Genomic DNA, 7,974 nt, shown 5'->3' with positions numbered 1-7,974 from the left:
GCGCGGACAGCTTCATCTATCAGGCCAGCAACGCCTACTTCAGCTCCGGCCCGACGACGGTCTCGCTCGTGATTGGGACGCTGACGGTGACGACCACCGCCAACGGCGGCCCCGGTTCGTTGCGCCAAGCGATCTTGGATGCCAACGGCACGCCGGGCACCGCCGCCACGATCCAGTTCGAGCTTCCGGCTGGGCCGCAAACGATCAATTTGCTCACTCCGTTGCCGGCCGCGACTGATCCCTTGACCCTTTCGCTCGATGCCACGCAGAACGTGACGGTCGCCCTTTCGTCGGCTTCGGCTTGGAATGATAACGACGCGCTGACAGTGACCGGCGCGGGCAGCCTTGCCTTTAACGGCGGGATTGAGGGGCCGGGCAACCTGACGGTCGACGCCGGCAGCAGCTTGACGGCAAACCACGTCGTTCAGAGCGCCTTGGTGATCGGCGGCACCGCAGGCAGCTCGGCGACGGTAACGATCGCCGCGTCGGATTCGGCAGGCAACCCGCTGATTTCCGCGTCCGTAGCGTCTTCGAGTAGTAGCTCTGTTTCGGCCCTGAGCAACAGCGTAGCGAGTAATGCCGGCACTGAGGCGACCCTTGCCGCACGCCTGGCAGCGATTCGAGCCCGCCGCTTGGCGCAGCAACTTGCAGCGGGTCCGGTCTCGAAAGAAGCCAATGATGCTTCGTCCCGAGTTGCGCTGACGCCGGTTATCGTTTCCACGTTAGTTCCGACGGCGCGAGCCATCCCAAAGGACATTTCGACAGCGGCGGGCGTGGGTCCAATGATTTTCGTCCACGCGATGGTCCGCGTCGATGAAAATGTCAAATCGGCCGCCATCTCTACCGTGGCGAGTGGTAGTTTAGGCGCGCCGGTCGGTGAGAGCCCCATGGCCGATACGAACGTCGCAATATCATCCGTCGCGAGTCAGACGGGTTCCAGCACTGTTCAAGACGCGGCGGCCTCGCGCAAGAGACTCGATGCGGATTCCGTTGCAGCGGCGTTCGCTTCGGACAATTGGGAATGGCTCGGTTCGGATCCGGTCGCGGGACCGACCTACGACTCGATGGACAATGTGGGCGGACTCGTCTTGGGAGATGATTTGCTGGAAGCGATCGGCAAGAAGTGGGGCAATTGAGAACAGAATCGAGGAGTCGAGCGGAGGGGCAACCGCTTTACTTTCGCCCCACCTCGACCCGCAGAACTGTCTTGCGCCCGCAGAACGGACACGCGGCGGTCCGCCCGACCGACGCGTTCAACGGCTCAGCGCCAGAAGCGTCGGTGGCATAGTTCGATGGCAATGGCGGAACCGAATGCCATAACGGACTCTTCAACCGATCAGCCCTTGCGGAATCGGCGGCGGGGCAAGCCACATGCCGACGCCGCCCTGACGGACGACCGCCAGTTGTCCGGCGGTCCGCCTTCATACACCGGTTCAATCCAGGGCAAGTAACAGTTTAGGTAACAGTTGCTAGAAAACGCCCGGCACGCTAAAAAGAGGGCAAGCGTAACCGCTTACCGGCGTGAGACTTGGGAAATGCCCCCTGATGGACTCGAACCATCAACCCTCTGATTAAGAGTCAGATGCTCTGCCAATTGAGCTAAGGAGGCGGCTGGTCGCCGTGGCGACAAGCGATCAATCTATCTTATCGCCCGCAGAGGATCAAGACGAGGGACCGCAACCATTATGAGCGTAAACCGCGACGCGCGGTTCGCAGGAATTCGTTTCGCAGGAGGAGATTGCGATGGGCCTGTTCGAAGGGAAGAAGGGATTGATTCTTGGAGTGGCCAACGATCATTCAATCGCTTGGGCGATTGCCCAGGAGATCATGGCCGGCGGCGGGCTCTGCGGCTTTTCGCATTTGCCCGATCGGCCGGATGATGAGCGGCAGCGGAATCGCCGCCGCGTGGCAATGCTTACCGATCCGCAGCCGAGCGCAAGATTTCTGCTGCCGATGGATGTTGCCAAGGACGAAGATATTCGGGCAGTCGTCGCCAAGGCCAGGGAGGAATTTGGTCAGCTCGATTTCCTGCTCCATGCGATCGCCTTTGCCTCGCTCGACGACATGAAGCGCGACACCGTCGAGACCAGCCGCGATGGCTTCAAGATGGCGATGGAGATCAGCGCGTTCAGCCTGATCGCGGTCGCAAATGCAGCTAAGGAAATCATGTCACCGCGAAGCGCCGTGCTGACGATGACGTACTTCGGCGGCGAGAAGGCGGTGCCGGGCTACAACGTGATGGGGATTTGCAAGGCAGCCCTCGATGCGACCGTGCGTTATCTGGCCTATGATCTCGGCCCGCGCGGAGTGCGCGTGAACGCCGTGAGCGCCGGGCCAGTCCGCACGCTCGCCGGTCGCGGGGCGGGAGTCGACGAGATGCTCCCGTTCTACGAAAAGGTCGCGCCGCTTGGCCGGAACGTCACGCACGAAGAGGTTGGCCGGACCGGCGCCTTCATGCTCTCCGACATGTCCGACGGGATCACCGGCGAGATTCTGCACGTCGATTGCGGCTACAACATCATGGGCTCGCCGGGGCGATTGCTCGACGAGATGAAGAAGAGGTAGGTCACGCTCTGCGTGCCATTTTTGCGAGTGACAAGAACGCAAATCGCGATCGCCGTGGTTGAGCAAGACGGCCGGTTTCTCGTCGGCCGGCGGCCGGCGGGAGCGCCGCTGGCAGGGCTGTGGGAATTCCCCGGCGGCAAAGTGACGGCTGGCGAGACGATCGAACAAGCCGCCGCGCGAGAATGCCTGGAGGAAACGGGGCTCACGGTGCAGGTCGGCGAAGCCTATCCGGTCGTGCGGCACGATTATCCACATGGAAGCGTCGAATTACACTTCTTCCGCTGCGCGCCGCTAGGGCCGAATCGTGCGCCGGGAGCGCCTTTTATCTGGCTTACTGCCGCGGAATTGGCGGAGCTGCCGTTTCCCGAAGCGAATCGATCGATCCTGGATCAACTGCTCGCTTGAAGAGCCGATAGCGCGACATCTCTGTCGGCACTTCCGCGAAACCGGTCGGCGGCGGAGCCGCGGCGGTCGCGAGAAGGTAGGGATGCGCGGCGGCGAGGTCCGCTCCTATGAAGTCCCAGCGAGCCAGGTTCGTTTGCAGCGGCCAGTCGTTGGCGAGGTCGTCGGTGAGCCCGACGATTGATGACTTCGGAAGTATTTTGCCCAGGACCAGCGCGTCGTGGTAGACGCCTTGATCGCGATGCGGCCGGCCGGCCATCGCGCACGTTGCGATGCCGAGCAGCGCGAGAACGGATGCCGCGGCGTATCGAAGCAGCCGATGACGACGAATCATCGCTGCGGGCTTGCCGGCTCCTGCCATCCATTGGATTACGGCCGGCGCGCACCAGAGGGCGATCGCGAGCGCATAAAAAGCATACGAAGGAAAAGCGTAATGGCCGGATTGTTTGGGGCTGGCGACGATCGGAAATGAGGCGCTCGCGGCGGTGAGCAGGCAGAAGGCGAGGGCAGAGCGATTGGCGGTGGCGCCCTCACCCCGGCCCTCTCCCAGAGGGAGAGGGAGTGAATTCGAGGCGGCTTCGCCGCCATGAACAGATGTTGAAGCGGACGGGATCGACTCTCTGGATCGAACAACGCCGCGGCGGGCGCCCCAGATCAGCCCGCCGGCGACCGTAGTGGGGAGAATCAATTCTTTGAGCATCTTCCAGACGATGTCGAAGCGGCCGAGAGCGGAGCCGACAACTTCGCGCTGGCCGCGGAGGCTGGCGAAGAGTTGCTCGTGAAGGTATTTGTCGAGGTAGTCCGCTGCGCCGGGCAGGAGGCAGATTAACCAGAGAGCGGCAGCGACGAGAGCGACGAGCGCCGCGTTTTCCGCCACCGCTCGCGCAAGAGTTCGTCGTTTCAGCGTGCAATAGGCCACGAGCGGCGTAACAAGCGGAAAGAGCCCGACGGGGCCCTTGCTGAGCACGGCCGCGGCAATGCCCGCGGCGCCGGCGGCAAGCCAAGCCGGCGCCGCGCGGCCCGAATCAGCCGCCCTTAGTAGCGCATAGACCGCGAACGCGGCAAACATGCCGAGCGTGTTTTCCAGCAAGTTGTTCTCATACATCCAACCCCAGCCCGGCAAAATCACCCACAAGGCGACCGGCAGCCAGGCGCAGTCTCTCATCTCTCTCTCCCTTTGGGAGAGGGTTGGGGTGAGGGCTGATTCGCCCACCAACCGCCGCCAAATCGTCGCGATGAGCACAGCCGTGACGACGCCCGTCAAAGCCGAATACAGCTTCTCGACCCAGAAGCGGTCGCCGAACGCGCGAAAGAAGAACGACTCGAGCACAAACCCCAGCGGCGGCTGCTCGTGATAGCCGGCCCCGTCGGCCGTGGAAAAAACGGGATGCCAAGGATCGCCGACGCCGATCGCCAGGTTCCGCGCGATCGTGGCATGCGTCACACCATCGAAGAACATCCCCGGTTGAAGAAGACCCGGCAGCAAGCGGAAGGCGATCAACGCAGCCGCAAGCAACCATCCGGTGGCCGTCAGCGGCGAACGATCCAATCTTCTGAGCCTATCCGAGAACCGCTCGCGGAGAGGGGGACAGTCCCCTTTTGTTCCGACGACCATCGCGGCGATGGTACCCGCACAAAAGGCGACAGTCCCCGGCGGTTCTCGGATAGGCTCTAAGTGCGCCGGCATTCGAGGAAGTCCTTTTCCAGCGGGCGTTAATGGCCGCATCCAATCCGGCGGCTAGCGGATTATCCAGCGGCGCGGCAGCGCGGGTCAAGATGAATCGCTCGCCGCCGCGAGTGGACCTTCAACACGGTTTTCGTACGTTGGGTGCCATGCCCACGGTTCGGCGTGGGCATGGAGAGTGACTGCGCATGGCCACTCAGGGCAGTGGCCATGGCACCCGTGATATCAGGACTCAAGCTTCAATTGTCGACTGCTGGATCGAGGGTGAAAGCTCGCGACCCTTACGGCTTGGCGCCCGCACCGGACGGCTTATCGAGGCCGCCGGAGTCGCTGCCGGTGTTTAGAATCTGCTGAAGTATTTCGACGCGTGACTGCATTTCGGCAAATTCCTCAATCGAAATCGCGCCGGCACCGTGAAGTTTGACGCCGCGTTCGTAATCCTGCTTCGCGCCTTTGGCGGCGACCTCGGCGATATGCCGCAACAATTGCTCTTTGCGAATTGCGCTGTTCAGCCCGGCACGAGTGGAAGGTGAACCTCCGGATTCGTCGACCTTTGCCTTCGCAACTTCCTCCGCGCCAACGGCGTCCGCATAACTTGTCGCCAGGGCAACAAGGTCGATTGGACGCGTCGAGACGACTGGTCCAGCGGATTCTCCGATGGCCGCCGAAGTCGGCATCGACTGATAGCCTGGTGTGCCGGATCTCGCGAAGCGATTCGACGTGGCCGGCGGCGCATGATTGGCCGCGCCTCCCTCGGTGAGAGCGGGCGAAGGAACTTCGCTGCTCGCTGGTGGACTTACCCACGCTCGCTTGGCCGGATGGCCCGGATAGGGCATCGGCGCTTCTCCACTGGCGGCGGCGCTTGGCGGAACAGCGGCGGGCTCAGTCGGCTCAGCGTCGCGATCGCTCTTTGCCATTTGATGCGCTTCGATCAGTCGCCCGGCGGATCCATCGGGTTGCAGCTCATAAAGATGAAGCCAAGTCGTGCCGTTGCCGTCCACGAATTCTTTGATCACACCATTGTGAGCGACGACGCCGGGCCTGGCGACGGCGATCGTCTTCTCGCCGGACACTTCGGATTTATTGATGATTCGCGTGGGTTTGCCATCGGGATCGGTTGACCATGATTCCTCGTAAACGCGGCCGTTCTCATCGACTCGCGTGAGCCGCACGGTCTTGCCGCCGGCTGGGGATGGCGTCTCTGGCAATTTGCTCTTTGAATCGCCGTCTGCAAAAGACGCGGCCCTTCTTGCTTGATCTCGTTGAAACGCCGCCGTGGCTTGCTGGCGATCGGCATTCTTGATCTCATCGATACTCTGACGCACGCCGGCAATCTGATCGCGAATCCGGACGGCCGCCGGATCGGTCTTGTGAACGACGGAGCGTTCGACTTCGTGCAGTTCGCGCGTGAGCGCGGCCAATTCGGCCACGGCCTGCTGAATCTGCGGGTCCTTCGAGATCACCGCTTCAATCTCCGCCTCCGGAAGGTTGTTGTTCTCGGCGGCCTTGTTTTGTCCGTCTCGTTGAAGCGCCTCCTTGGCTTGCCGCCGATCGAAAGTGCCGTCGCCCGACGCCTTTTCAAGTTCCTTCAATTGCGACTGCAACGCGCGTATTTGTTGCGCAAGCGCGTCCCTTTCGTTTACCAATCGCTTCGCATCATAGGCCGAGTCCATCTTCGTTGGTCTGGGGAGTTCGGAAGTGGTTTGGAACGGCTTGTCCGGTTTCTGCTCTACCGTCGGCTTGGCCGGCGCAGGCGCGGTTGGGTGATCGGTGCCGGCGGGCTCGGCTTTGGGGGCGGCCGCCTCGATTGCCGGGGCTTCGCGTGCAGCTACATCTCGGGCAGCCGACGGCGGTTCATCCTTGGCCGCCGACAATGGATCTATGCTTCGCTCCGGCTTCGTCGCGCTCTGGTCCCGTTTGTCGGGCTGCTGGCCGATCGCCGGATTGACGCCGGCAAGTGCCGCGCTCAGCGCTACCGCGATGGTTAATCCCGCCAACGAGCCGAGCCGCCAGATGAATGAAGGTCGCGTTGTCAACGGTTTTTCGCGTGCGAGCAACATTTGCATTCTCCTATAAAACTGAGACGGGTTTGAAAACGCACTGGTTCCAATTAGCAGTGAGAGCCGCGCGGGACTCGTTCCCCGAGCCAGTGCGACGAGCTGCGCGACGTAGGTTTCTTTGCCGGTTTGACGGGCAGCCCAGTCGTCGGCCACCAATTCGGCCGCCATCCGCACTTCGCGGCGGAGCCACCAATACAGCGGATGAAAGTAGAAGAGTGGAAAGGCGATTTCGAAAAGCAGGTTGCCCCGAGCATCGCCGCGGCGGACGTGTCCCAGTTCGTGCAGCAGGATCGTGCGGAGCTGGTCGCGGTTGGTGCGATGACAAATCCGCTCGGGTAGCGCGATCATTGGCCGCAACATGCCCCACGACAGCGGCCGCGAGCAGCGGCGGCTGATCACCAGCCTCGGCAACCGGCCCTTCGACCACAACGCGGCCGATTGAAACAGCCGATAAAGCCATGCCGGCGGCGACTCGGCCATCCAACGCTCGCGGGCCAAGAGTGCATAGCCCAGCAGCAGCCAGAACACAGCCGCGGCTGCCGCCAGCAGGTAAATCCATGTGGCGATTTCAAGCCAAGGTCGCGTCGGCGCGCGATTGCGCGAAACAGTTCGTTCTGGAGCGGGGCGCAGCGGCGCGAGATCGTTTCCGTTCGTGGCGTTCGACTCGACCGCGACTGACCGTGATGCGTCGGGCGATAGAATGTTCGGCACGCCCGCACCGCCAACGTATCCCTTCGCGCCTTTGGACCCTAAGACGGCGTCGATGCTGGATTGACGGGTGCCATCGGCACTGCCCTGAGTGGCCATGCCTCGTTGCGATTCATGCCCACGCCGACCTGCTGGCGCCGGTGCCCGCGTGGGCATGGCACCCAAGCCTAGTGCAGCGACCAAATCCGATTCGACCCGGCGATTCAGAGGCGCGGCAGATGAATTCTGCGCACCAGTTGCCTCGCCGGGCAAGGTGCCGCCCGCCCACGTTATGGGCGGGCTAAGCGTCGTCGCGCGCTTCGCCGTATTATCATCGGTCGTGGCAGCTTGCAATCCAAGCCAAGCTAACCCATCCGGCAACAATCTCGGCAGCGGAATCGCCGCCAGCGCTAGCCAACCTAGCACGCCGGCCAGCGTCAGCTCACCGATTCGTTGGCGGTGCGCTGGAGTTCGGGCCACGCTAAGGCAGGCGCAACCGATGGCCATCAGCAAGGTGGTAGCTCCGAGCACCAACGGCAGGTGGGGAGCCAGCAAATGAACGACGTGGTTCATGAT

5 protein-coding genes and 1 tRNA gene are annotated in these 7,974 nt (G+C 62.6%); 3 read left to right on the top strand and 3 right to left on the bottom strand.

Annotation, left to right across the window (positions count from 1 at the left end):
• Positions 1-1,136, top strand: a 1,136-nt coding sequence (locus VGY55_18895; GenBank protein ID HEV2972048.1) for a hypothetical protein, incomplete at its 5' end; no start/stop codon positions are given.
• Positions 1,137-1,536: 400 nt separating this feature from the next.
• Here VGY55_18895 and VGY55_18890 read toward each other — a convergent pair.
• Positions 1,537-1,609, bottom strand: a tRNA-Lys gene (locus VGY55_18890).
• Positions 1,610-1,743: 134 nt separating this feature from the next.
• Between VGY55_18890 and VGY55_18885 the strand changes: the two genes are divergently transcribed.
• Complete coding sequence (locus VGY55_18885) at positions 1,744-2,565, top strand: enoyl-ACP reductase (protein ID HEV2972047.1); 822 nt, start codon at positions 1,744-1,746, stop codon at positions 2,563-2,565.
• Between the two features lie 27 nt (positions 2,566-2,592).
• Positions 2,593-2,970, top strand: a complete 378-nt coding sequence (locus VGY55_18880; GenBank protein ID HEV2972046.1) for a (deoxy)nucleoside triphosphate pyrophosphohydrolase — start codon at positions 2,593-2,595, stop codon at positions 2,968-2,970.
• Here the strand turns inward: VGY55_18880 and VGY55_18875 are convergent.
• Positions 2,897-4,516, bottom strand: coding sequence for a glycosyltransferase family 39 protein (locus VGY55_18875; GenBank protein HEV2972045.1), 1,620 nt, complete (start codon positions 4,514-4,516; stop codon positions 2,897-2,899). The two genes, VGY55_18880 and VGY55_18875, sit on opposite strands and share 74 nt — an antisense overlap.
• A gap of 416 nt (positions 4,517-4,932) precedes the next feature.
• Positions 4,933-7,971 carry a M56 family metallopeptidase gene (locus VGY55_18870; protein HEV2972044.1) on the bottom strand — a complete coding sequence of 1,013 codons (3,039 nt, stop codon included), beginning with the start codon at positions 7,969-7,971 and terminating at the stop codon, positions 4,933-4,935.
• Positions 7,972-7,974 lie beyond the last annotated feature (3 nt).

It is taken from the genome of Pirellulales bacterium, from assembly GCA_035939775.1.
GTDB lineage: Bacteria > Planctomycetota > Planctomycetia > Pirellulales > DATAWG01 > DASZFO01.
Note: the sequence above shows the minus strand (reverse complement) of the source record. Positions and strands in the feature narration are given on the sequence as shown.

Bases quoted from the DNA above. Each gene is read 5' to 3' on its own strand.
- VGY55_18885 (HEV2972047.1), top strand. From the start codon at position 1,744: ATGGGCCTGTTCGAAGGGAAGAAGGGATTGATTCTTGGAGTGGCCAAC.
- VGY55_18870 (HEV2972044.1), bottom strand. From the start codon at position 7,971: ATGAACCACGTCGTTCATTTGCTGGCTCCCCACCTGCCGTTGGTGCTC.